This window comes from Paenibacillus sp. 11B (genome assembly GCF_030487755.1).
Lineage (GTDB): Bacteria > Bacillota > Bacilli > Paenibacillales > Paenibacillaceae > Paenibacillus > Paenibacillus vandeheii.
In genome coordinates this window covers 379752-405787 of record NZ_JAUKNS010000002.1, presented here as the reverse complement: position 1 = coordinate 405787, position 26036 = coordinate 379752, and the positions used below count along the sequence as shown (strand labels likewise).

The 26036-nt window shown below is 43.3% G+C and carries 20 protein-coding genes and 1 pseudogene; 18 read left to right on the top strand and 3 right to left on the bottom strand.

Features of this window, described 5'->3' with window-relative positions:
- Nucleotides 1-3 precede the first annotated feature (3 nt).
- From Q0V21_RS10270 to Q0V21_RS10220, 11 genes and pseudogenes are all read left to right on the top strand, one after another.
- Nucleotides 4-747: a hypothetical protein gene (locus Q0V21_RS10270; RefSeq protein WP_301878746.1), complete on the top strand. Its 744-nt coding sequence runs from the start codon at nucleotides 4-6 to the stop codon at nucleotides 745-747.
- Nucleotides 748-836: 89 nt separating this feature from the next.
- On the top strand, nucleotides 837-1511 hold the full coding sequence (locus Q0V21_RS10265; protein WP_285077078.1) for a response regulator transcription factor: 675 nt from the start codon (nucleotides 837-839) through the stop codon (nucleotides 1509-1511).
- Nucleotides 1508-2878: a HAMP domain-containing sensor histidine kinase gene (locus Q0V21_RS10260; protein ID WP_301878745.1), complete on the top strand. Its 1371-nt coding sequence runs from the start codon at nucleotides 1508-1510 to the stop codon at nucleotides 2876-2878. The genes Q0V21_RS10265 and Q0V21_RS10260 overlap by 4 nt, the downstream gene beginning before the upstream one ends.
- A gap of 147 nt (nucleotides 2879-3025) precedes the next feature.
- Nucleotides 3026-3271, top strand: a pseudogene (locus tag Q0V21_RS10255) (alpha/beta fold hydrolase); the annotation flags it as partial.
- Between the two features lie 186 nt (nucleotides 3272-3457).
- Complete coding sequence (locus Q0V21_RS10250; protein WP_301878744.1) at nucleotides 3458-4441, top strand: alpha/beta hydrolase; 984 nt, start codon at nucleotides 3458-3460, stop codon at nucleotides 4439-4441.
- Between the two features lie 133 nt (nucleotides 4442-4574).
- Nucleotides 4575-6029, top strand: coding sequence for an alpha/beta hydrolase family protein (locus tag Q0V21_RS10245; protein ID WP_301878743.1), 1455 nt, complete (start codon nucleotides 4575-4577; stop codon nucleotides 6027-6029).
- A gap of 34 nt (nucleotides 6030-6063) precedes the next feature.
- Nucleotides 6064-8154 (top strand): serine hydrolase domain-containing protein, encoded by a 2091-nt coding sequence (locus tag Q0V21_RS10240; protein ID WP_301878742.1) that lies wholly within the window; start codon nucleotides 6064-6066, stop codon nucleotides 8152-8154.
- Nucleotides 8155-8873: 719 nt separating this feature from the next.
- Entirely contained in the window at nucleotides 8874-9548 is a 675-nt protein-coding gene (locus Q0V21_RS10235; RefSeq protein ID WP_079344415.1) for a response regulator transcription factor, read from the top strand.
- The gene (locus tag Q0V21_RS10230; RefSeq protein ID WP_301878740.1) at nucleotides 9545-10906 is read left to right on the top strand and encodes a sensor histidine kinase; all 1362 of its coding nucleotides are present in this window, start codon (nucleotides 9545-9547) and stop codon (nucleotides 10904-10906) included. Before Q0V21_RS10235 ends, Q0V21_RS10230 begins: the two co-directional genes overlap by 4 nt.
- Nucleotides 10907-11099: 193 nt before the next feature.
- Nucleotides 11100-13229: a serine hydrolase domain-containing protein gene (locus tag Q0V21_RS10225; RefSeq protein ID WP_301879535.1), complete on the top strand. Its 2130-nt coding sequence runs from the start codon at nucleotides 11100-11102 to the stop codon at nucleotides 13227-13229.
- Between the two features lie 57 nt (nucleotides 13230-13286).
- Nucleotides 13287-14228, top strand: coding sequence for an alpha/beta hydrolase (locus tag Q0V21_RS10220; RefSeq protein ID WP_079344418.1), 942 nt, complete (start codon nucleotides 13287-13289; stop codon nucleotides 14226-14228).
- Between the two features lie 91 nt (nucleotides 14229-14319).
- Here the strand turns inward: Q0V21_RS10220 and Q0V21_RS10215 are convergent, their stop codons facing one another.
- On the bottom strand, nucleotides 14320-16416 hold the full coding sequence (locus Q0V21_RS10215; RefSeq protein WP_301878738.1) for a serine hydrolase domain-containing protein: 2097 nt from the start codon (nucleotides 16414-16416) through the stop codon (nucleotides 14320-14322).
- Between the two features lie 202 nt (nucleotides 16417-16618).
- Between Q0V21_RS10215 and Q0V21_RS10210 the strand changes: the two genes are divergently transcribed.
- From Q0V21_RS10210 to Q0V21_RS10195, 4 genes are all read left to right on the top strand, one after another.
- Complete coding sequence (locus tag Q0V21_RS10210) at nucleotides 16619-16987, top strand: hypothetical protein (protein WP_285077095.1); 369 nt, start codon at nucleotides 16619-16621, stop codon at nucleotides 16985-16987.
- Between the two features lie 2 nt (nucleotides 16988-16989).
- Nucleotides 16990-18708, top strand: coding sequence for an ABC transporter ATP-binding protein (locus Q0V21_RS10205; RefSeq protein WP_301878737.1), 1719 nt, complete (start codon nucleotides 16990-16992; stop codon nucleotides 18706-18708).
- A 229-nt stretch (nucleotides 18709-18937) separates the two neighbouring features.
- On the top strand, nucleotides 18938-19372 hold the full coding sequence (locus Q0V21_RS10200; RefSeq protein WP_301878736.1) for a MarR family winged helix-turn-helix transcriptional regulator: 435 nt from the start codon (nucleotides 18938-18940) through the stop codon (nucleotides 19370-19372).
- Complete coding sequence (locus tag Q0V21_RS10195; protein ID WP_301249593.1) at nucleotides 19369-20427, top strand: threonine aldolase family protein; 1059 nt, start codon at nucleotides 19369-19371, stop codon at nucleotides 20425-20427. The genes Q0V21_RS10200 and Q0V21_RS10195 overlap by 4 nt, the downstream gene beginning before the upstream one ends.
- A 196-nt stretch (nucleotides 20428-20623) precedes the next feature.
- Here the strand turns inward: Q0V21_RS10195 and Q0V21_RS10190 are convergent, their stop codons facing one another.
- Entirely contained in the window at nucleotides 20624-21805 is a 1182-nt protein-coding gene (locus tag Q0V21_RS10190) for a multidrug effflux MFS transporter (RefSeq protein ID WP_301878735.1), read from the bottom strand.
- Nucleotides 21806-22029: 224 nt separating this feature from the next.
- Nucleotides 22030-22269, bottom strand: a complete 240-nt coding sequence (locus Q0V21_RS10185) for a CcdC protein domain-containing protein (RefSeq protein WP_301878734.1) — start codon at nucleotides 22267-22269, stop codon at nucleotides 22030-22032.
- 315 nt (nucleotides 22270-22584) lie between these two features.
- Here Q0V21_RS10185 and Q0V21_RS10180 point away from each other — a divergent pair, with 315 nt between their 5' ends.
- The 3 genes from Q0V21_RS10180 to Q0V21_RS10170 all read left to right on the top strand — a co-directional run bounded on the left by Q0V21_RS10180 (nucleotide 22585) and on the right by Q0V21_RS10170 (nucleotide 26026).
- Nucleotides 22585-22707, top strand: a complete 123-nt coding sequence (locus Q0V21_RS10180; protein ID WP_143805268.1) for a sporulation protein YjcZ — start codon at nucleotides 22585-22587, stop codon at nucleotides 22705-22707.
- Between the two features lie 203 nt (nucleotides 22708-22910).
- Nucleotides 22911-24623, top strand: a complete 1713-nt coding sequence (locus tag Q0V21_RS10175; RefSeq protein ID WP_079344424.1) for a sensor histidine kinase — start codon at nucleotides 22911-22913, stop codon at nucleotides 24621-24623.
- Nucleotides 24620-26026 carry a response regulator transcription factor gene (locus Q0V21_RS10170; RefSeq protein WP_301878733.1) on the top strand — a complete coding sequence of 469 codons (1407 nt, stop codon included), beginning with the start codon at nucleotides 24620-24622 and terminating at the stop codon, nucleotides 26024-26026. The genes Q0V21_RS10175 and Q0V21_RS10170 overlap by 4 nt, the downstream gene beginning before the upstream one ends.
- The last annotated feature ends 10 nt before the right edge of the window (nucleotides 26027-26036 follow it).

Here is a 26036-nt window from a genome sequence, read left to right as displayed (position 1 = left end):
ATTGTGCTGATATCTTCCACTCACCAAAAGCATCTGATTACCCTAATGAATTCATTCCCGATACAGCCAAAGTATACAAAAGCACAACTGCTGATTAATGATCTGAAATTAAGCTCTTCGGGAGAGATTGAGATATTCTATTCTCCGCATAATGAATATATCAATCCTTCCGCAAAAGTCATGCTTGTAGGCATCACACCAGGGTGGCAACAGATGGAGATTGCTTATAGAACGGCCATCCAAGCTCTGAAGGAACATCATTCATACGAACAAGCCTGTAAAGAAGCCAAAATAGCGGCAAGAATGGCCGGCTCCATGCGTACCAACTTGATTCAAATGCTCCAGGAGATAGGGCTGCATGACTACTTAACAGTGCCCCATGTGCAAAGGCTTTTTGGAGCAGACTGTACATTGTTACATACAACTTCCCTGATTCGATATCCGGTCTTCGTGAATAAGCAAAATTACAATGGACACCAGCCTTCCATTACTAAAAATGAATTTTTGTATCAATCTGTACTTGAGTCATTTCTGCCTGAATTGGAACAGTTAAAGCATCCTCTTATTATTCCATTAGGAAAGTCGGTGGAGGCTGTACTTCATCAATTGCTTGATGAACATCGGATAGACAATGGGAAAATTTTATGGGGATTCCCTCATCCATCTGGTGCCAACGGCTCTCGTGTGACACAGTTTCTTCATAACAAGGCGGGGATGCAGAACATTCTGAGGGGATGGCGTAATTAAATTTCTTACGTGCTTCTTGCTTTTTACAAATTCAATAATAGTATAATGATTACGACTACATGACATGGAAACAGGAAAAGAGGAAACAAATGCCTACAATACTAGTTGCTGACGATGATCCGAATATTCGGGAGCTCGTCTGTTTATTTTTGAAAAATGACGGATTCGAAACGGCAGAAGCTGCGGATGGCAAGGAGGCACTGACCGTTTACGGCTCAACACATGTCGATCTTGTTGTGCTTGATATCATGATGCCTATCATGGATGGTTGGACGTTATGCAAGGAGCTGCGAAGAGCCAATCCTGATCTTCCGTTGCTCATGCTGACGGCGAGAGGGGAGACCTGGGAGAAAGTGAAGGGATTCGAACTGGGAACCGATGATTATCTGACGAAACCGTTTGATCCGTTGGAGCTCACGGCTCGTGTTCGAGCATTACTGAAACGATACAAAATCGGCTCCACGCAGACGATCCATTTCGGCAACGTCATCCTGGATCGACAAACCTACAAGGTGACAAGCGGAACAGAGTCGCTTACGTTGCCGCTGAAGGAGTTCGAATTGCTCTATAAACTCGCTGGAACACCCGGACAAGTCTATACACGTGAGCAATTGATCGATCAAATCTGGGGTATTGATTACGCCGGTGATGATCGAACGATAGACGTACATATTAAACGCCTGCGTGAACGGTTCGCAACAACACCCGATTTTCGGATCGAAACGGTGCGAGGTCTGGGGTACCGGCTTGAGGTTTACGAATGATTAGATCGTTATATATCCGTGTGGTCCTGACATTTCTGGTCTCCGTCATCGCCGGCACAGTCATTTCTTTTTTTATGTCCACGATGATATTTGAAGATCAATTGAATGAAAATGCTCAAATTAACATACGTAACTTCGGCCAAGATGTCGTGCAGATTTACAAGACCCTTCCATTAAGTGAAGCAGAATCGTTCGTGAGTGGAATGAAGCTACTGAATTCATATCATATTCGAATTTACGATGCATCGGGTAAGTTCCAGTCGTATGGAAAGCTTAACGGACATAAATCGGCCACGGTGACGAAAGAGCAACTAAAGAAAGTGTTAGATGGAGGCGTAGTCCAGGACAATCCGAACGGTATTGCAACAGTTCTTTTAGGTTTACCGGTGAAAACGGAAATGGGAGCGAAAGCAATGTTTTTTGAGACGCTCTCTCCACCTTCTTCCTTGTTTGTCGTCCAATGGGCTTCGATCTTTGCAACCTGTTCATTGCTTGCAGGAAGTATTATCATTCTGATTGCTTCCGTATTTCTGGTTAGACCGATCAAAAAACTGACAAAGGCGACCAAACGGATCGCTGCTGGAGATTTCAATGTTAAGCTGAATATCAAGCAAACCGGAGAACTGGGGACGCTGGCACGAAGCTTCGAAGAAATGATGCATGATCTGCAGCAGTTGGAGCAGATGCGCAGGGAATTTGTAACGAATGTGTCACACGAGGTTCAATCTCCGCTTACTTCGATATCCGGTTATGCTCAAGCACTGAAACAAGTCAATCTCGCAGATCATGAACGAAGTCGTTATCTTGATATTATAATCGCCGAGGCCAAGCGGATGTCTAAAATGAGTGATAATCTGCTCAAGCTCAGTGTGCTCGAATCGCAGTCACAGCAACCGCGACTTAGCACACTGAGCCTGGATGAACAGATCAGGCGGGTCATTGTAACTCTCCAGCCACAATGGTCTTCACGCAATATTCATTTTGAACTGGATTTACAGACCGTTAAAGTTACGGCTGATCACGACCAGTTGAACCAGGTATGGACGAACATTCTCAGCAACGGTATCAAATTTTCCAAGGATGGCGGCGTAATTGACGTCGATATCAAGCAGGATGCCAAAAATGTATCCGTACGAATCTCCGATACGGGCATCGGAATTCCTCTCGAAGACCAGAAGCGTATTTTTGAACGATTTTTCAAGTCGGATCGTTCTCATAGTCGCAAGTATGGCGGTAGTGGTATGGGGCTTGCCATTGTTAAACAGATTGTATCGCTTCATCAAGGTGATATTGAGGTGGAGAGCGAAGTGGGTCAGGGAACGACCTTTATCGTTTCATTGCCAATCACGCCACCCACCGATATTTAGACATACAGGAGAGATGAATGTATAGAACAGAATATTACACTGGATTATGTTTTAACCGAATTTTCAGGCCACGTTTCACATACAAGCTTCCTTGTATGTGAAACGTGGCCTTTTTTTGTTAGTTCATACTCCGTTCATATTGTCGTCATGGTGACCGTCGTGATTCTACCCAGTTATGAAACAGCCGTACCAGCACTAGATTTTAAGCCGCTTATCTCAGAGCTGACTCCATATTATAAAGTGGTCGTGGTTGAGCCTTTTGGTTACGGATTGAGCGATCAGACCGAAAAGGAACGCAGTACGGCAAATATCGTAAGTGAAATTCATGAAGCTTTACAGAGTCTCCATATCGAGCGTTATATCCTTATGGGTCATTCCATTTCGGGAATTTATGAAGGAAATCCAATAATGTGTTCACGGAAATTTATCCGCCAATGACGTCACCGTAATTATTAATTTATTTGCTTGTTCATATTCAGTTCATATTGACGTCACGGAGAGTACATTTTCATTAGTTAAGATTTCATTAATGGCAATGAAGCAAGCCTAACCAACAGTTCAAGACAGGAGAAGATGAGAGTGACACAACCAGAAGAAAAGAAAGCGAAGAATGGATCGAAGGCCAAGAAAGTACGAAACATGATACTTAAAATACTAGGAGCAATCGTAATCGCCATTGTTTTGTTTCTAGGTATTGTTTATATCACGAATGTGATTAGTAGTCATTCGGAGGCGAAAAAGATAGAGCCCTACGGTCAGCATGTATCTGTAGACGGGAAAAATATGAATGTGCTCATTCAAGGTGAAGGCAAGGAAACGATTGTGCTTCTGCCCGGTTTTGGAACAGCAACACCAGCGCTTGATTTCAAGTTGCTTATTGATGAATTAACTCCATATTACAAAGTTGTGGCGGTTGAGCCATTCGGTTATGGATTAAGTGATGAAACTGAAAAGGAAAGGACCACAGAGAATATCGTAAGTGAAGTTCATGAAGCTCTGCAACAACTTGATATTCATCAGTACATGCTCATGGGTCACTCTATTGCAGGCATTTACGGTATTGATTATGTGAACAAATATCCGGATGAGGTGACTGCTTTTGTCGGTATTGACAGTAGTGTCTCCACCCAACCAAGTATTACAGATGCGAAGTTCCCATTAAAAACGTTTGCTCTTCTCAGAAATACAGGTCTCTTAAGATTAATGATGAAAGTGAGTGCAGACCCCTATGAGGGACTTGCATTTGATGGTCAGACGGTTGAGCAAATGAAAATGATCTCGAATAAAAACATGTATAATCCCACGTCATTAAACGAGATGGATCATATTTATTCCAATTTTAAAGGTGCTCAAGGTTTAACTTTCCCTAAAGATCTTCCACTTCTTCTCTTTGTACAAGCGAATAATGAAGGTGTAGAAGGATGGATACCGCTGCATGAAGGGCAGATAAAGGATTCCGTACATGGGAAAGTTATCACAATGGATGGTTCACATTATTTACACCATACTCAATTCAAAAAAATTGCTGAAGACGTTAGAGCTTTTATGAACGAAGCGAAGTAAATATGGTGTAGATGTACATTCTTTAACTTAACAGGTGTGCATGAACGAATATGAGAAACCGTCCTGCGGGGCGGCTTCTCCATAATATATCTAATTCGGACGATGTCCGTGATGAAAGAGAGAGGCATTCAAAATGAGATTATTTGAAATACTTTTAGTTTTATCCTGTTTCGCTTTACTCGTAGATCTATTGTTTATTAAAAGAAGTGCAAAGAAAACAGGATTGGGTTTGGGGATCGGAAGTAGCGTTATACTCGTAGTTCAATTGTTGGTTGAGGGATATAGATGGCAGTTGCTTGTGGTATATATCATGACGGCTCTATTCATACTTATTGTTTTACTCAGACATTCCGAAAAGATGATCAATCTAAAAATAGGAAAGCTGTTGAAATATAGTTTATCTTCCCTAATTGTCATTCTGCTGGTTGCTTCTACTGCCTTGTCTGTATACTTACCTGTCTTTAATTTGCCGAAGCCGGATGGTCCAGAGAAAGTGGGTACTCAAACCTTTCATTTTACGGACCAGAACAGAGACGAAGTCTTAACTGAAGATCAAAGCGACAAGAGGGAACTAATGGTTCAAGTCTGGTATCCTACTGAGAACATGAATAACAACAAGCGTGACACGCTGTTTCCAAATAATAAAGAAATGTTCAAAAAGTATATTCAGAGCTTCTCTGCTTCTTTAAAACTGCCCGAATTTTTGCTCGACTACTTGAAGTATAGTCAAACCAACTCTTATGAAAATGTAGAAATATTACCTTCCACAAGTCCTTATCCCGTGGTACTGCTATCTCATGGTATGGGAACCAGTAGAATTCTACAAGCATCACAGGCGGAGAGTCTGGCCAGTCATGGGTTTATCGTAGTAACAATCGATCATACGTACAGCACCTTCGCTACCCTTTTTCCGGATGGCCGTGTAACGGGCTATACAACAAAGATGACAACCATAGATGATCGTACAAAAATCGGGGATATATGGACAAAAGACGTGGAGTTTGTAATCAATCAAATCGAAAAGCTGAATTCAGGTGCAATTGAAAGTCAATTCAAAGGGAAAATTGATTTAAATAACATAGGCGCGATGGGGCATTCTTTTGGGGGTGCAACGGCATTTAATGCAACGTATTTAGATCATAGAATCAAGGCCGGGGTCAATATGGACGGGTCACTAAATGAAGTGGAAAACAGAGATGATATAAACAAGCCGTTTATGTTCATCAGATCGGGAGGTTTTAAAGACTGGTTAGTCAATTTTGAAAATGATAGAAATTCGGATAATGAAGTCAATAAATTTCTCTCAGATGAGCTGCACATTATGAAAAATGTTATTGAACACGGGGGAAATGTGATTTATGTAGAAGGAACCCAGCACTTCAATTTCACGGATCTTCAATTCTATTCGGAGTTGATTAAGCTGTCGGGCATTACAGGAGACATCAATGGTAAAAGAGGAGCAAACATCGTAAATCAATATGTACTCGATTTCTTTAATAAGCAATTGAAAGGAACGGGTGGAGATCTGATTCAGGGGCCGAGCGACTTGTATCCAGAGGTGAAATTTATAGATCCAAAAGAACTTTAATCAACCAAAACATTAAAATCAGGAGATGATGTGAATGGGACGACAAAAGGGAAAAAGAACTTCAATCGCTGCGTTAACCCTGGTGTTAACGATGTTAGCTCCGATGTCAGTAATGGCCACACCAGCTGCCGATAACAGGAGCAATCTTTTGTATGAACCAACCAAGAAAACAGTAGCGGAGAAAGCCAAGATCCTTACCGAGACGTACGGTACGACCAGTGTGCAATATGCATTAATCGATGGTGGAGAGATTGTGGTGTCCGGTCAAACGGGCAAGAACGATCTAAAGGACAAGATCCCGCTTACTTCAAATACCATCTATGGCATAGGATCAACTAGCAAAATGGTGCTTACAGCGGCTGTGATGAAGCTGGTTGACGAAGGCAAGGTTGATTTGGATAAGCCTGTTGTGAACTATATCCCTGACTTTAAAATGAAAGATCATCGCTACACACAAATCACACCGCGCATGCTGTTAAATCATTCTTCCGGTCTGCTGGGCAGTACTGGCAGCAATGCCACATTGTACGGAGATAATGATACGTATTCACATGATAACTTTCTGGAGCAATTGGCGAACCAAAACCTGAAGGCAGATCCCGGCGCATACTCGGTGTATAGTAACGACGGCTTTACGTTAGCCGAGATTATGGTTGAACGTGTTAGCGGCTTGAGCTTTACGGCTTTTATACACCACTATTTTACGAAGCCTCTGGACATGAAGCATACCAAAACACCACAGGATATCGTTGACCCAACAGATATGGCTGGAATCTATTCTCCTTTGGTTGACGGTCAGCTTCCCCAAGAGAATTATAATATCATCGCTACTGGAGGCATTTATTCCACCGCTGAAGATCTTGTGAAATTTTCACAAATCTTCACGGGCGACGTGGAAGGCATTCTTTCCAGTAAGTCGATAGAAGCTATGGCGCAAGAAGAATACAAAAGAGGCATGTGGCCGGAGGATAGCGATACGTCTATATCTTACGGGCTAGGGTGGGATAGTGTGAATTTGTACCCATTCAGTGAATATGGCATCAAAGCAGTAACGAAAGGTGGAGATACGATATCGTATCACTCCTCATTAATCGTATTGCCGGAATACAATCTGGCTGCAGCCGTTACTTCATCTGGAGGGACAAGTGCCAAAGATCAGTTCATTGCGAGTGAATTATTGCTCAGCGCACTTGAGGAAAAGGGCATTATTACAGAACGAAAGCCGGAAAAATCTTTTGGCTTGCCCGTGAAGGCTGATATACCCAAAGAAATATCCGCGTATGCCGGTATATATGGTGGCAATAATTCGGTTAAGAAGATCGAAATGAATCATGCTGGACAAATGACTGTATCCACACTCACTGCTCCGAGTAATCCGGCTCAAACATACACATATACAGCGGACGGTACTTTTGTTAACGATGAAGGCACAGAAAAGTTGAAATTTGTTACGGAGAAGAACGGAAGTACGTATCTGTGGTCTCGATCTTATATATCCTTGCCAGGACTTGGTCAGTTGGCTTTCTCAGAATATAAAGCGGAGAAGCTGGAAGCCAATGAGTTATCCCAGGATATTACCGCCTCATGGGAAAAACGTGAAGGTAAAAGATATTACGTGGTGAATGAGAAATATACATCAACGGTGTATCTCCATTCATCACCAATCATTCCGATCAACTCGAATAAAGAGACGCCAGGGTACATGTCCAATAATAAGATTATTGGAGCAAATGAAGCAGTTACAGAGCTGCAAATCCCTGGCATGGCTGGACGTGATACAAAGGAAATTTATTTCTCTCAAAAGAACGGTGTAGAGTACATTACAGCCTTAGGTAGCGTATACGCCAGTGAGGAAATTGTACAACCACTCTATTCGGGCAAACAATCTGTAACTACGATTCAAGCAGACGGTTATGCCAAATGGTATTCTGTACCCGCAATGGTGAAAGGAAAAGTCATGACGGTAAAAATGCCTGAAAATGGCGCTTTCGCCGTATATGATCAAAAGGGTGTATGTATTAATCACACCGTGGTTAGCGGTAAGAATGAGGTTATTTTACCAGAAAACGGCCGCATTGTATTTGCAGGTAACGTGGATTCCACATTTGAAATTTCATTGAAATAGATGAATTCTAGTAAGGTAGCATGCTGAAGGTAGCAAGAACATGAACAGAAAAAAGTTGCAGAATGGTATTATCCCCTTTAAGTAGACAGCCGGCTAAATAGTCGACTGTCTTACGGTTAAGCTAAGGGGCAGGTTAACGCTATATCATAAATTCTCACATGTGATTGCTTCCTGAGGATTGCAAAACCATGGAAATAGGGGAGTTTAAAATAGATGTTGTGCCGTAGTTAGTTTTATGAAAGGAAGGTATAGGGGGGTATTTATTACGCTTCAAGCAAAGAGGATATCACTAAGGATGCACTTTGCACCAATGTTTATCTCAGAGTTAATATGATTGAGCTAACATGATACGTTAATTTAACGAAACTAAGAAGGCAGCCGATCAAAGTAATCGGCTGCTTTTGTTCAATTTAACTATAATTAGTTTGTCACTTCTGTTAGAAAGAAGTACGTGTGTTATAAGGAGTTTATCTTTGAGGTTCATATAGTGATAGAAAAGAGAACGGAAAAGGGGCATTATACAAAGAGAGAAGGCGATGCAGCTTGCAACGCCGACTCAGGATATATATGGGAGCAGCGGGACTTGTTTATGGAATTATGCAAAGAAGAAGATGTATTTATAGTAGAACAGAGTGATTTCAACCAATGAGGTAGCATGATTTAGAATTCTTCGCTCTTGCTCAACTGAAGAATTATTCTTTTTTAGGAGAGTGGAAACGATGCCTACGATATTAGTTGCTGACGACGATGCGAACATTCGCAAACTCGTCTGTTTATTTTTGCGCAACGACGGATTTACAACCATCAACGCCGTAGACGGAAAGGAAGCCATGGCTATCTATACCTCCACGCCAGTCGATTTGGTTATTCTTGATATTATGATGCCAGTCATGGACGGTTGGGCATTATGCGAGGAACTTCGAAGAGCCAATCCGGATCTTCCGTTACTAATGTTGACGGCAAGAAACGAGACCTGGGAGAAAGTACAAGCATTTCAGCTCGGGACAGATGACTATATGACGAAGCCATTCGATCCGCTTGAGTTGATGGCTCGCGTCAAGGCACTGTTGAAACGATACCGTATAGGTTTAACGCAGACCATCCAATTAGGAAACGTTATTCTGAACCGGCAGACTTATAAGATCCTGAGGGGTACAGAGTCGTTCACCTTGCCGCTTAAAGAGTTCGAATTATTGTATAAACTTGCTGGATTACCGGGACAAGTCTATACGCGGGAGCAATTAATCGATCAAGTTTGGGGAATTAATTATACTGGCGATGATCGAACGATAGACGTGCATATTAAACGTCTACGCGAACGTTTTGCCGATATCTCCGATTTTCGTATCGAAACGGTGCGGGGACTTGGCTACCGGCTAGAGGTGCAGGAGTGACCGGCTCCCTCTATACACGTGTAGTCCTGACCTTTCTGGTCTCCGTGATCGGGGGCACAATCCTTTCTTTTCTTGCTACAACCTGGATATTTCAAGATAAATTAAACGAAAACTTACAAGGCTCCTTGCTTGACTTTGGCCAGGATATCGTCCGCATCTACGAGACATTGCCTCTACGCGAAGCAGAAATGTTTATAAGTGAAATGAAACAACTCAACTCTTACCACATTCGAATCTATAAAGCAACGGGTCAGTTTCAATCCTATGGAGAACTTAAAGGACAACATCCTTTCCTAGTGACTACAGAACAAGTGAAGAAAGTGCTGGATGGGGAAAGGGTCCAAGTTAATGGAATCGATACGATCTTCTTGGGATTGCCGATAAAAACTGAAATGGGAAGCATAGCAATGTTTGTAGAGCCCCTCACTTCCTCTTCCACCTCATTTCTTATCAAGTTTGTTGTAACCTTTTTGATTTGTTCCTTGTTAGCAGGAAGCCTATTGATACTAATTGCGGCTATTTTTCTGGTAAGACCGATCAAAAAATTGACAGAAGCGACCCGGCTTATAGCTGCTGGAGATTTCAACGTCAAGCTTAATATTAAACAAAAGGGTGAGATAGGTACTTTGGCTCGCAGCTTCGAAGAAATGATGCACGATCTACAGCAGCTTGAGCAGATGCGCAGGGAATTCGTAGCAAACGTGTCCCATGAAGTTCAGTCTCCCCTCACTTCCATTTCCGGTTTTGCTATAGCGCTCAAGCAGGTAGACATCCCGGATGACGATCGAAGCTCTTATCTCGACATTATCATCACTGAGACTGCACGGATGTCCAAAATAAGTGATAGTCTGCTAAAGCTGAGTTTGCTTGAATCTCAGTCATTGCAAATGCGACTTGCCACGCTCAGTCTGGATGAACAGATCAGACGAGTAATCGTCGCTATTCAACCCCAATGGTCGGCCCGTAACATTCAGTTCGATCTTGATTTGCAGCCCACCAAAATCACGGCCGATCATGACCAGTTAAATCAGGTGTGGATCAATATCTTCGGCAATGCCATCAAATTTTCCGAAGATGGTGCCCGAATTAGTATCAGGATCAAACAGAATATCAAGAACGTGACGATCCGCATATCGGATTCGGGTATTGGTATTCTCCCGGAAGACCAAAACCGTATATTTGACCGCTTCTTTAAAGCTGATCGTTCCCACAGTCAGAAATATGAAGGAAGCGGTATGGGACTAGCTATTGTAAAGCAGATCGTCTCGCTTCATCAAGGGGACATCCGGGTGGAGAGCGAATATGGACGAGGAACGACCTTCATAGTCACCTTGCCAATCACAACACCCACAGAGTGATTGGATTTCATGCCTTCTCTAGGCTATGACACGCTGTATAAACCTCCTTGCGTATGATGATGCAAACTTTTTTGCCTGTTCATTCTCCGTTCATGCTGTAGTCATTAGGGGGACATCTTGGTTTGTTATATTGTCTTTAGCGCCCATGTTAAGGTGGCTTAACACAATGATGAAGACAGGAGTAGATGCAAGAATGAAACCAAGAGAGGTAACAAAACTGAAGATGAGTGTGAGGACAGCAAGAAAGAGAAATACTATAGCTGCTGTGACTCTCATGCTGACGATACTTGCCCCAATGTCTGCAATGGCCGCACCGGCTGCCATGAATAACAGCATTAACCTTACGTATGAGACCACGAAGAAAACGGTGATCGAAAAAGCCAAGTTACTGACGGAGACGTATGGTACAACGAGTCTGCAATATGCGCTCATTGATGGTGGAGAGATTGTCGTGTCCGGTCAAACGGGCAAGAACGATATCAACGACAAGGTACCTCTTACTTCAAACACGATCTATGGCATTGGTTCAACCAGTAAAATGGTGCTGACAGCCGCTGTTATGAAGCTGGTTGACGAAGGTAAGATTGATTTGGATGTGCCCGTTGTGAACTATATCTCTGACTTTAAAATGAAAGATAACCGATACAAACAGATTACACCCCGTATGCTGCTGAATCATTCCTCCGCTCTTCTGGGCACCTCAACCAGCAATGCCACATTATACGGAGATAATGACACGTATTCACATGATACGTTTCTCGACCAATTGGCGAGTCAAAACCTGAAGGCAAATCCCGGCGCATACTCCGTCTACAGCAACGACGGCTTTACGTTAGCCGAGATTCTGGTCGAAAGAGTTAGCGGCATCGGTTATACGGCTTTTATACACCAAAATTTTACGGAACCTTTGGATATGAAACACACCAAAACACCACAGGATGTGGTTAATCCGGCAGAAATGGCGGGAATCTATTCTCCTTTTTACAAGGGACAACTTCCAAAAGAGAATTATAATATTATTGCTACGGGAGGTCTTTATTCCACTGCTGAAGATCTTGTGAAATTTTCACAAATCCTCACAGGACAGGTCGAAGGCATTCTATCCAGTAAGTCTGTAGAAGCCATGGCGCAAGAAGAGTACAAAAGAGGCATGTGGCCAGAGGATAGCGATACGCTTATGTCTTACGGGTTAGGGTGGGATAGTGTGAACTTGTTCCCATTCAACGAGTACGGCATTAAGGCTGTTATGAAAGGTGGAGATACGTTATCTTATCATTCTTCATTCGTGGTACTTCCGGAATACAACATGGCTGCAGCCGTTATCTCTTCAGGTGGAGCAAGCATAACCAATCAATTCATCGCGAGTGATTTATTGCTAAGCGCACTTGAAGAAAAGGGCATTATTAAAGAACGGAAACCAGAAAAATCCTTTGGTGTACCTGTGAAGGCAAGTATGCCTAAAGGAATATCCAAGTATGCAGGAATGTATGGCGGCAATAATTCGGTTATGAGGATCAACATAAATAAGGCAGGACAAATGAGTGTATCCACACTGACAGCTCCGAATAATCCGGCTCAAGAATACACCTATACAGCAGATGGTACTTTTGTTAATGAAGATGGTTCAGAAAAATTGAAATTTGTTACGGAGAAAAACGGGAATACCTACCTGTGGTCTCGTTCTTATATCTCCGTTCCAGGACTCGGACAGCTGGCTTTCTCAGAATATAATGCGGAGAAGCTGGAAGCCAATGTGTTATCCAAAGAGGTTAATGCCTCATGGAAAAAGCGTGATGGTAAAAAATATTATCTGGTGAATGAGAAATACACATCAATGCTCTATCTTAATGCTACATCGATCCTGCCTATTCAGTTGAATAAAGAGAATCCAGGGTATATGTCCAATAACAAGATTACTGGAGCGAACGCAGCGGCCAATCTCTTGCAAATTCCAGGTACTGCTGGACGTGATACGATGGACGTTCATTTCTCTAAAAAGAACGGAGGAGAGTATCTTACATTTTCAGGTTATGTATACGCCAGTGAGGAAATGGTGAAACCCATCTATTCGGGTAAACAATCCACAACAACCATTCAAGCAGATGGATATGCCAAATGGTTTTCGGTACCAGCCACTGTGAATGGAAAAGTCATGACAGTGAAGCTGCCTGCAAATGCTGGCTTTGCCGTATATGACCAGACGGGTATTTGTATTAATCACACCGTGGTCAGCGGTAAGAATGAAGTTGTGTTACCAGAAAACGGACGTATTGTATTTGCAGGTGAGGCTGGCTCCCAATTTGAAATTTCATTAAAAAAGTAAAATGAATGGAGTTTCGAACGGCTGTATGACCAACAAACTCAACAGGAGAGAACCATCATGATGAAAAAAATATTAATCATTTTGCTCAAAATATTCGGAGCCATAGTTATCGCTTTTGCATTATTTATTGCCACTGTTTTTATCGTTAATGTATTTAGCAACAAATCAGAGGAAGGGAAAATAAAACCCTATGGCCAGTTTGTAGTTGTTGACGGGAAAAACATGAATGTGTTGATTCAAGGAAAAGGCAAAGAAACGGTGGTATTGCTTCCTGGATATGGAACACCCGCCCCAGCCCTTGATTTCAAACCGCTAATTGATGAGCTATCTCCATTTTACAAAGTCGTTGTCATTGAACCTTTCGGTTATGGATTAAGTGACATTACTGAAAAAGAGCGTACTACGGAAAATATGGTTAGTGAAATTCATGAAGCGTTACAGCAACTTGGTATTCATCGTTACACGCTCATGGCTCACTCCATTTCAGGGATATACGGCCTGGATTATGTGAACAAATATCCAAACGAAGTAACTTCCTTTGTCGGCATTGAGAGCAGTGTCCCAACGCAGGGGGGGAACGATGATCCATTCCCAACCGAAACGTACAAACTGCTTAAAAAATCAGGATTCTACCGATTGTTAATGAAACTGGCCCCTGATCAACTGATTGCACCCGATGTTGATGATGAAACCAGAGAACAAATTAGAATACTTTCACTCAAAAATACGTTTAATCCGAACAACTTGAATGAAGGCGAAAATTTCGGTCCCAATTTCAAAGCTGCTGAAAACTTGACCTTCCCCAAAGATCTGCCTGTCATTTTCTTTTTACAAGCGAATGATACCGAAACGGAAGGATGGATACCTTTGCATGAAGAGCAAGTCAAAAATTCTGTACATGGTAAAGTGATGACATTTGAAGGAGGGCATTACTTACACCATACCCGATCCAAAGAAATAGCCGAAAACTTCAGGAAGTTTATGAATGAAGTAAAATAAACTTGGTACCTTTCAGAATTAATTCAGAAAGAACGAAACGCCCTTCCCCCAGTAGCACACCGGGGAACGGGCGTATTTTACATATTCATTATTATTTATCTGTTAACGAAATTTCGAACCTTGAACCAGCTTCACCGGCAAATACAATCGTACCATTCACAGGCAATGCAACTTCATTCTCACCACTGACCACGGTATGATTCGTACTGATACCCGCCTGGTCATATACAGTGAAAGCACCTTTCGAAGGCATCTTCACCGTCATCACTTTACCTGCGGCTGCTGCCGGGACCGAATACCATGTCGCATAACCATTCGTTTGAATCGTTGTCTTTGATTGTTTTCCCGAATAGAGAGGTCTCACAAGTTCTTGACTGACGTAGACCTTTCCTCCTGCTGCCACGTATTCCACGCCGTTTTTCTTGAAGAACTCATACTCCATCGTATCCCGTCCAGCCAAGCCTGGAATTTGCAGTTGGTTCACGGCCAGGTTTGCATCAATAATTTTATTGGTATACACATAACCAGGTACCTCATTAAACAGATGAATGGGGATGATCGGCGTTGCACTGTCATATACCGTTGAGGTGTATTTCTCATTCACCAGATAATAAATGTTGCCTTCGCGCTGCTTCCAAGCGGATGTTACTTCTTCGGGTAATGTATTGGGTTCAAGCTTTTCTGCCTTATACTCCGAGGAGGCGATCTGTCCAAGCCCAGGCACAGACTGATACGAGCGAGACCACAGGTATGTATTCCCGTTATTCTCTTGGGCAAATTTCAACTTTTCTGTTCCTTGCTCGTTAACAAAAGAACCATCTGCAGTATACGTATACTTTTGTTCCGTACTGTTCGGCGACAATAGCAGGGACGTTGTTAATTGCCCTTCATCATTCACTTCCACTTTCAGCAACGAGCTGCCGCCGCCATAAATGCCTGCATACTGCGTTAGTTTCTTCGGCATGGATGCTTTTACAGGTACGCCAAACGATTTTTCCGCTTTCCGTTCTTTAATAATATCTTTTTCCTTAAGTGCGCTGAGCAACAATTCGCTCGCAATCAATTGGTCGGTTGTGCTTGAACCTCCTGAGGAGGTAACAGCGGCTGCCATGTTGTATTCCGGAAGAACAATTAATGAGGAATGATACGCAATGGTATTCCCGCCTTTGGTAACTGCCTTGATGCCGTATTCGCTAAAGGGGAACAAGTTCACACTATCCCACCCTAACCCGTACGAAATAGAGGAATCGCTGTCCTCTGGCCACATGCCACTTTTGTATTCTTCTTGCGTCATGGCTTTTGCCGACTTACTAGAAAGAATGCCTTTGACCTCTCCCGTAAAGATTTGTGAAAATGTGACCAAGTCTTCAGCGGTAGAGTAAATACCTCCAGAGCCAATCATGTTTGTATTCTCTAATGGAAGTTCTTCCTTGTGCAACTGAGAATAGGTTACTGCCATTTGGTCAGGGTCAACCAGATCCTGGGGCGTTTTGGTGTGGTTCATGCCCAAGGGCTCGGTGAAATACTGATGGATGAAATGGCTAAAGCTCATACCGCTGACCTTCTCGACCAGAATTTCGGCTAAGGTAAAGCCATCATTACTATATACCGAATAGGCTCCTGGATCAGCCTTCAGATTTTGCTCTGCCAATTGCTCCAATAACGTATCATGTGCATAGGTGTCATTGTCTCCATACAGTATTGCACTACTGCTTGAGGTTCCAAGAATCCCGGATGAATGGTTCAGCAGCATGCGTGGTGTGATTTGGGTGTAACGTTTGTCCTTCATTTTGAACTCCGGGATATAGTGTACAACCGGCAGATCCAGATTAATCTTGCCTTCGTCAACCAGCTTCATCACTGCGGCTGTAAGTATTACTTTACTGGTTGAACCGATGCCATACATCGTATTAGAAGAAAGGGGGATATGGTCCTCCGGGTCGTTTTTGCCTGCTTGTCCGGAGATCACGATCTTTCCCTCGTCCATGAGTGCGTACTGCACACTTGTTGTACCGTAAGTTTCGGTAAGAATCTTGGCTTTCTCCATCACTGCTTTTTTCGTTGTCTCATACGTAAGATTACTGCTGCTCATGGTTGCCGGTGCGGCGAAAGCAGACATTGGGACCAACATCGTTAACACCAGGCTTACGGCGGCGAATGAAGTTCGTTTTTTTAGTGTCAATCTCATCTTCTCCTGTCTAATCTGTAATTTTGGAATCTCTGTGGTGGTACGTAAGTTAGTGTACTCTAGGACGGTGAACTGAAAATGAATTGACCCGGAATGAACTGGAAAAATACGGGTTGACAGAATGATTATGCACGTATACAATCGTATACATAAGAGAGTTGTATACATTTGTATACAACTAAAAAGTGGAGGTGCTTCACAAATGAGAGAAAGACATATCAATGAAAATGAAAAAACGGAGCGTCATGGAGAGCGTTCCAGACGCGGCCGCGGGGAAGATGAGCAACAGGGTGAACGTTCCAGACGTGGAAGAGGGCATGGAGAACATCACGGAAAACGGGGGAATGGGGCACAAACGTTTCGTCGTGGGAGAATTCTAGTCTTTTTGGAACAAATGCAGAATCGCAGAGCTACGTTGGCCAGACAGCTTGGTCAGGAGGAGTTCCGGAATATTCATCAAATGATTAGTGGTGAGCTGAAAGCCATAGATCAGGTTATTGATGAGTACATCCAACTATTTGAATTGCAAAATGAAGAAGATAGCCCTAATCAGGATCTGGAGAGTGAATAAGAATGGTTCGTCGTTTTTTCTCGTATTATCGTCCTTACAAAAAACTGTTTCTAATTGATTTTGGTTGTGCAGTCATCGCCGGTTTACTGGAGCTGGCATTTCCACTTGCTGTAAGCAAGTTCATTAATGATCTGCTGCCAGGCCAAGATTGGCCGCTCATTATTCTCGCTTGTGTTGTACTGTTATCGATCTACGCGCTGAATACCGTCCTGAATTATGTCGTGACCTACTGGGGACATATGCTTGGTATTAATATTGAGACCAATATGCGTTCGAAGATGTTCGCTCATTTGCAGAAGCTTTCCTTCCGGTTCTTCGATAATCGCAAGACGGGACATCTGATCGGTCATCTGACCAATGACCTTAACGATATTGGCGAGGTGGCTCACCATGGGCCGGAGGATGTGTTCATCGCAGTGATGACATTAATCGGATCTTTCTGGCTCATGGCGAACATTAACTTGGAGCTTGCACTAATCACCTTTATCATTATCCCAATCATGGCTTGGGTAATTATCGTGTTTGGTGGGCGCATGACGAAGACCTATCGGCGTCTCTTCGGTGATGTGGGGAATTTCAATTCCCGTATTGAAGACAACGTAGGCGGAATTCGTGTCGTTCAATCGTTTGCTAACGAAGAGCATGAGAAAAAACTTTTTTCCGTAGATAACGAGAACTTCCGCAAAACAAAGCTGCTTGCTTATAAAACAATGGCGAAGAGTATATCGGTCAGCTACATGATGATGCGTTTAGTTACCGTGTTCGTTATGATCAGCGGTGCCTGGTTCTTTATCGATGGCAGAATTGATATGGGTGATTTCATGGCGTTCCTGCTGTTATCCAACATCTTCTTCCGTCCGATCGAGAAAATAAATGCTGTAATTGAGAGTTACCCGAAGGGCATCGCCGGATTCAAGCGTTATCTGGAAATCATTGATACCGAGCCGGAAATCGCGGATGCGAAAAATGCCGTTGAGCTAAAAAGCGTGAGTGGAGATATTCGCTTCGAAAATGTCTCGTTCGGTTATGAGGAGAATCGTCGTATTTTGAATAATATCAGTCTGTCCATCAATCCAGGGGAAACCGTTGCTTTTGTTGGTCCTTCCGGTGCAGGCAAAACGACGATCTGCAGTCTGCTTCCACGATTCTATGAAGTAGAGGAAGGCCGGATCACCGTTGACGGGATGGATATTCGCGAGGTGCAGCTGGAATCATTGCGCAGACATATCGGTATTGTTCAACAGGATGTTTTTCTCTTCTCAGGCACAATTAAAGAAAATATCGCTTATGGCGATTTAACGGCAACGGACGAGCAGATCTGGGATGCGGCCCGTCGTGCTTCCTTGGAAGAGCTGCTTCTTAGTTTGCCAGAAGGAATCGATACAATCATTGGTGAACGTGGTGTCAAACTTTCCGGAGGTCAGAAACAGCGCTTGTCTATTGCTCGGATGTTCCTGAAAAATCCACCGATTCTCATCTTGGACGAAGCGACGTCCGCTCTGGATACCGAGACCGAAGCGCTGATTCAGAAGTCCTTGGCAGAACTATCTGTGGGTAGAACAACGCTTGTTATTGCACACCGACTGACCACGATCAAGAATGCAGATCGGATAATCGTTGTGAACGCTGATGGCATTGCAGAGCAGGGTAACCATGAGGAACTGGTCGCTGCCGGAGGCATATACAGCCGACTTCATCAGGTGCAATACAGTCATTCATAATGTTGTAACGCCAAAACCGCGCATATTGCGCGGTTTTTTATTATGAGCATTTATCCAGTTGATCCGTGTGTTGCAAAGACGTATTTTGCTAAGCTTCTCGTTCAAGTGCATTAACTTGCTCATTACGATTTATATTGTTGACAACGTCCACTAAACTGATTATTATAATGTTGACAATGTCCACTAAAAAGGAGGGTTTCACATCGACTCTCAGCAAATAAATGCAGATATGTTGACGGAAATGCGGCGTTTTAACCGTTTTTATACCAATATACTCGGTGTACTTGATAAGCATATCCTGGGAACAGGGTACTCCTTCGCCGAAGCAAGGGTCATTATTGAGATTGGCATTCAAGGGGAGAGCATTGCGAACAATCTGGTGGATACGCTGACGATTGATCGCAGCTACATGAGCCGAATTGTGAGCAAACTGACCAAAGAAGGGCTGTTGATGAAAGTGGATTCAGCCGCTGACAGCCGGGTGAGTTTGATTCGTCTGACTGAGAAAGGCCAGGAGCTTTACAGTGAATTGAATGAGCGTTCGGATCAGCAGATTGTAAAGTTAATGCATGGTTTGGATGAGGAAGAGATCAGAGAAGTGTACGCTTCAATGATGAATATTCAGGATAAGTTGAACAAGAGAGCAGGAGAGACAAGACGATGATACGATTTGAATGTGATTATAACGAAGGCGCGCATGAGCGTATTTTGCAAAGACTGATTTCAACGAACATGGAACAAACGAGCGGTTACGGTACAGATCCCCATTGCGATCGGGCGAGAAGTCTTATTCGACAGGCTTGTGAAAATGAACAGGCGGATGTGCATTTTTTGGTTGGTGGTACACAGACGAATACAACGGTGATTGCCTCTACTTTACGTCCATACCAAGGTGTGATTGCAGCGACTTCGGGCCACATTGCGGTCCATGAGACGGGAGCGATTGAAGCCACAGGTCACAAAGTGATCACGGTGCCAAGCGATGACGGGAAAATTACCCCGGATCAGGTCAAAGCGGTCTATGATGCCCATGTCAATGATGGATCTCCGGAACATTGTGTCCAGCCCGGAATGGTTTACATATCTCAGCCTACCGAGAATGGTACGATGTACAGCAAGGCAGAGCTGCAAGCATTATTTGACGTAAGCCGCCAGTGTGGTCTCCCGTTCTTTATTGATGGGGCGCGCCTAGGGTATGCTCTTGCTTCCCGAAATTGTGATATGACTCTCGCTGATCTCGCCCGCTTATGTGATGTATTCTATATTGGTGGAACCAAGATCGGAGCATTGATGGGGGAAGCGGTAGTCATCCTGAATGACAAGCTGAAGCCAGATTTTCGTTATATGATCAAACAAAAAGGTGGTCTGCTCGCCAAAGGCAGATTGCTGGGTATTCAGTTTGAAACGCTGTTTGAAGACGGCCTGTATCTTGAAATATCCCAGCATGCTGTGGACATGGCTATGCTCATTCATGATTCGCTTGTGGAGCAAGGTATCGCTTTTCTATATGATTCACCAACGAATCAGCAATTTCCGATTCTGCCAGATTACCTGCTTCAGGACTTACGGAACCGTTACTCGTTCACATTCTGGGAAAAGGTGGACGATACACACAGCGTCGTTCGTTTTTGCACCAGTTGGGCAACTCAGCGGGAAAATGTGGATTCATTGATTCGTGATATTTCCCAGAGCCTAAACAAATTAAAAGCTTGTGTGTAATCATTAATATCTAAAGGAAAGTACCTTGGCGGAGTAAACCGCCAATGAAGAAGTCGCCATGCTGATGGCGACTTCTTTTGTTTGACAAAAAAGCAGCCCAGATACGATAAAAGTACTGGACTGCTTCTATGTTTTGAAATGTGCCCCATGACATTTCTTCGTATTATTTATGATCCTAATGAATTATTCTAATGGATTACTCTTCTACAATAAATCTTTTGCCAAGCCACCACATTACGCCGCTAATGACCAGGAAATATAAAGGCATTATCAGCAATGAACCGTTGTGGAGAGCACCCATTCCCCAGGTCGTAAGGCTTACCAGCAAGTAGTAGCCCAAACTGAATATGGCACCCGCTGTGCCAATTACATCATGAAAATGAACAAGGGCAAGACTTAGACAATTAGGCAAAGCAATACCTGCACCAATCAACAGAACAAACATAGCCGTTAACATGCAGATGATCTGCAAAAGGGTGGGCAGCATAGACATACTGCTTCCAAGGGTTAGGAGCAGAGCCCCGCTGGTCATGATCAGACAACCCAAACGAATAATCTTTTCCGGTGCGTAAACGGTTAATAATCTTTTGGAGATCATTGCCCCGACAACCGATGCCAAGGCCACAATAATGCCCAGAAAACCATAAACGCCTGGCGACAGATCAAAGTGTTCAATAAAGATGAAGGGAGCTTCGGCATAATAACTGAATAAAACTCCGTTAATACCACCAATCAATACCCCAAACACCAGTACACGCGGCATAGCGAGCATCTTTTTTACAACCGGAAGTATAGCCACCTTGGATCGTAAAGAGACGTTCGTTGTCTCTGGCAGTTTAAGAAAAGCATATATAAACAACAAAACGCTCAACAATACTAACGCAAAGAATACCCATCTGAAGCCAAGGGCCTGGTCAATCCAACCGCCAATAAGCGGTCCAACTGCCGGCGTAAAGGCAATGACAGCAGATATTTGGGCAAACATAACATGTCTTCGATCTCCCGATACACTTTCTCGAAGTATGGTTTGGGTGATAATCGATCCAGTTGCGGCACCGAAAGCCTGAACGAGACGGCTGACGAGGAGCCATTGAATCGATTCCGAATAAAAGCACATCAAGCTTCCGATCCCATATATGATGAGACCCGCCAGCATTGCAGGTCTGCGACCGATCAAGTCGGACAGCCAGCCCCAGCAAAAAACACCCAAGGCAAATCCTATAAAATAGATGCTTAACGTGAATTGTACGGAACTATTTGTTACACCAAGTGCTGCTGCGATATCTGGCAGCGATGGAGTGTAGATGGTCTCACTGATTTGTGGAAATGCGACAAGAACAATCATTAAAAGCAAAGATGGTACTGCATATTTCTTCATTATATATTAGCCCTCCTACAAGCTTATACTCTGTTATGACAACAAGAATATGAGCCTAGCTAGGGAAAGGGGGGCATCATGATGGCGAGACGACTATATATCATCATGGGTTAAATTACCTTTCATCATTATAGGAGTAGGAGGGTTTGACAATCATGGTTAATACTCGGCCTAGGTTAACATGCTTGATAGGGCTAGTCAACCAGCTCAGGCTAATAATACGATTAAGCGGTTTTGTCCCAACCTCTTGACAGAATCGCACCAATAGCCATGGCAGTGATCATTCTGCCAGATGTAAGCACCAACGTAGGATCGAACAACTCAAACAAAGATGTAGAGATATAAAGAATCGGAATCAATAGTTTTCGACCTGATTCGTGCAATGGCTTCTTGCTGCCTTGGATAACGCCCCACAAAATAAGTACGACAATTAATAAAGAGATGGTTAAAGATAATGGATTCATAGGAAACACCTCGTCTGTTTTTGTGTAACCTAAGTATCGAGGATATTTGAAATTCAGTTAAGTGTACAAAGTAATTCGTTAAGGAGACTATTGTCATTTTTTCGCCAAACAGCGTGTTTTTTTGGATATGTTGACTTTTTGTTGCAGTGCTGGAGCACTATAAAATCTCAAACGGTCGCATCATTTCGTAGTCTTCATGCTGAAGCATGTGACAAGGGGCGGATCGAGCCTTTTTTTGATGATGACGTAAATAGCCTTGTCAATACACAAAGAGTTGAATACCTTATGACATAACACAAAAGAGGAGGAGATTACATGAGTGAAGTAGGATATGGAAATGTTGGAGGTCTGGGTGGATACGGTGGTTTCACATCCACCGGCGCAATCCTTGTTCTGTTCATCTTGTTGGTCATCATCTCTAAAGCATTCCTTGTTTAATTCTTTCATCTTCTGAACAACCCTGCTGGCATCACGCCGGCAGGGTCTTTTTGTCATGATTGTATTACCTTCGAAGGCTTAATCAGGACTTGTGTTCATACAAAATACAATTTGAAAGCGTTTGACTTATTGAATTATCAATCTATAATTATGGAGTTATGCATTCAACATAGAATGGATGAAGTTAAGGAGAATAGGTTGGAATGACACTCAAAAAAAGAATCTTTTTGCTGTTTTTTCTCAGTGCGTTTATCCCCTTCATTAGTATATTTGCAATTTCCTACTACACCATTGATTCCATTTTTGTGAACAAAATCGATGATGGCATTCGGAGCAATTTACAGCAGGTGACTTCCTCACTGGAGAATTCGATCACCAACCTGAATCATGTTACTCAGCAATTGTCCTATAGCGGTACATTAGGAAAAAAGCTGGATGAGGTGTTGAAACCGTCCTCCAATATATTTGAATTGATTGAAACGCGGGATGAATTAAAGAGCGAATTAAATGTCGTGACGTTTACCAATCCGAATATCGGTTTGACGTTGTATTATTTTCAGGAGGATGGCACGACACAGTTCGGCAACTTTCCCATAAAGGATCGCTTTTCACCAGAATCTTTGCCTGTGCTATCCAAAGCATACGGGATTACCTACTATGGTCCTCATGTCAGTATGAACCGGTTTGATGATCAGCTCGTTCTATCCGCTATGCGGAAGGTGAAATTGCCCCAGAGGGACGATGTTTATATTTACGTTGAATCCGGATTTCACCTTGCGCAGGATATATTGGGTTACAATCAGTACAAAGGGGATTTATCCCATCTGATTCTCGATGGAGAGGGAAACATTGTGTATAGTGAGATTCCGGAAGCGATGAAAGTCGGGGAGAATTTCTCCAGCTTATCCAAAGATGCGGCATCGGACGGAATAGCTCGCGGTCACCATTGGTTCAGGCAGGATTCCACTCAGAACTGGAGTGTTGTGTCGGTGATCTCACAGGCCAAGTATCAACAGGAGAAAAACCAGTGGTTGCTTCAAATATTCCTGGTCGCTTTATTTTTCCTGGGCTTTACCGTATTTCTGGCTTGGCTGCTGTGGAAGATGGTCTATAAACCCCTCGGTCTGTTCCATTCGGAAATCAATGGAATGTCTCAAAATCCACAAACGGCAGGTAGTCAGACCCGAACGCAAATTCCCGAATTCGATTTTCTGTTGGGCGAATTCTCCAATATGCAGCATCAAATCGGTGACCTTTTCAAAGAGGTACAGCTGAAGGAGAAAATTCGTGCAGATCTTGAAGTGGAAAAGCTGCTGTATCAGATTAATCCTCATTTTTTGATGAATACACTGGATACGGTACACTGGCTGGCCGTTATGAATGGACAAGGGGAGATTGACAAGCTGGTGCAGTCGCTGAATAAGCTGTTGTATTATAATTTAGGCAAATTAGGTCAGGTTTCCACGATGGAAGAGGAAATTGACGCGCTTAGACAGTACTTGATCTTGCAGCAAATCCGATATGACTTTGAATTTGATGTGCGTATTTCGGCTGATGAGCAAGTGCTTCAAATTCCAGTACCTCGTTTTATTCTACAGCCGTTGGTTGAAAATTCACTTTACCATGGACTGAGTGACGAAGGTTTTATTCAGATTGAAGTGACTCGCAAAGAAACGTTGAACATTATGATTCAGGATAATGGAGCAGGTATGACGGAGGAAGCGATTGAAAGGCTTCTGAATAATCGTACACCTGAGCATAAAAAAGTAGGCATGGGCATCGGGCTCAATTATGTTCACCGCATGTTAAAAGCACAGTACGGGGATCAAGCTCAACTGGTGATCGAGAGTGAGTTGGGAACTGGGACAAGTATATTGCTTATACTTCCTATCAAAGGAGAAGATATCTCGGCATGATTAAGGTATTGATTGTGGATGACGATAAATTGGTACGAAAAGGAATAAGCTCCGCGATGCCATGGAACGAGTTCGGCATGGAGGTTGTTGGAGAAGCAAGTAATGGGGCCAAGGCGCTGGAGTTTCTGGAATCCAACACGGTAGATCTGATGTTAACGGATCTTGCGATGCCGGTAATGTCAGGCATTGAGCTAATGCGAGCCGCAAGGCAGCACTACCCGGAACTTCATATTGTCGTGCTTACCCTACATCAGGATTTTGATTACATCCAGGAAGCACTCAGGCTGGGAGCGATCGACTATATAGCCAAGGTTCAGCTTGAGAAGGAGCAATTTGAACACGTCCTGAATCGGATACATACCCGAATTGGTGAGTTGGCTAATACAAGACGAAAGCTGCCGCTACTCGGTGAAACCAACGTTCATTACCGTAATGTGTATGCACTTGTTTCACTGGACCGGAAGTCCGGACAGAGCTGGCCGATTGAACTTGAATCCAATGTAGACGAGATTCGATTTGAAGTGGAACGGAACAGTTGGATGTGGGCGACACCCCTGGATGGCGAGGATCAACTATTCGACAGATTGAAGGGATACTTGGACCAAATTCCGCAAGCAGCCCTGCTGGTATTGTCTGATGTGCAAGAACGGACATGGTCGCAAATCCAAAACTGGATTATGAACTATACAGAAACGTCCTTATTTTATGCGTATGACCCTCAAGATCCGGTGGTTGCCGTTTCGCTAGATGAAGAAGACTCCTTTCCAATAGAACCACAGGATGAGGACATGGATCGGATTAAACGAAGTTGGTTTCTGTCTCCATGGACTCATAACGACCATTATTACAACCAGCTTGTTGAAGAATTTAAATCATTAAGGCTGCAAAAAGGTCAGCTGATGGGATTACTGTACTCTCTGGTCATGGAGTGGAACCATCTTTTTGCCCAGACTACGCTCGGGAGAATCTCCATGATCCATTCTTTTCAATCCTGGTACGAAGTGGAACAGTGGATCAAGCAGACCTCTGAGAGTATTCGAAAGGCGGATGAACAGACTTCGTATTCTCAGGAAATGATAGATGGGGTAAAAAAAGCCGTGATGATCATGCAGAATGATTTGGATCAGGCTTTTACAGCTTCAGGGCTGTCCCAGCAGCTCAACATTAGCCGAAGCTATTTCAGCCAATGCTTCAAGGACATCATGGGCAAAACCTTTAACGATTATTCCCGATATATACGAATGGAGAAGTCAAAAGAGTATTTATTGAACACAAACAACACGATTTTCTGGATTGCAGAGCGGGTGGGTTATACGGATGAAAAATATTTCAGCCGAATTTTTCGCGAACTGACTGGCTTGCTGCCTAGTGAATTTCGACAGCTGGGCAGAGGGGACAAATAGCGTAGGTTCC